Source organism: Streptococcus infantis, assembly GCF_019929575.1.
GTDB lineage: Bacteria > Bacillota > Bacilli > Lactobacillales > Streptococcaceae > Streptococcus > Streptococcus infantis_L.
Genome location: NZ_JAHZPU010000086.1, coordinates 1 through 542 on the forward strand (window position 1 = coordinate 1; position 542 = coordinate 542).

Sequence of the window (542 nt, forward strand, 5' to 3'; positions counted from 1 at the left end):
AGCTTTTTTAAGAGCCTCTTTAGCTTCAGCAACAGTTTGCCCAGCCACATTCGGAATGGAAATTGTTGCCGGTGTTCTAGAGAAAATCCAGATTAAAGAAGCAGCTACTAATAGAACACTTGCCAAAATAATCAAATATCGAGCTTTAAACTTCCGCTTTTTCTTTAATTTTGGCGTAGGCTCTTGCTCTTCGACCTGCGGAGTCGCTTTTTTTACTTGAGGAGGTTCTTCTTTCACCGAAGCTTTAGGAATAGAAGTCAAGGTGCTGTGTGGAGCTTTAGGAAGAGTCTTGGTGTCCGCCTTCGTCACATCGTCAAAGACTAACTTTGGTTCATTGCGACGATTGTAAGATAAGCTGCTAGACAAATCCACATACATCTCAGCCACTGATTTGTAGCGATCTGTTAATTTCTTGGCAGTTGCCTTGATAACGACATTCTCTAAAGCCTGAGGCACAGATGGATTTTCAGCTATGACCGACGGCAGAGGTTTCTGGAAATGCTGGAGGGCGATGGTTACTGCACTATCCCCATCGTAAGGGA

General features: G+C 43.7%; 1 pseudogene. It reads right to left on the minus strand.

Annotated elements, in window-relative coordinates:
* Window positions 1-542: pseudogene (locus K1I67_RS09825) on the minus strand (Stk1 family PASTA domain-containing Ser/Thr kinase); the annotation flags it as partial.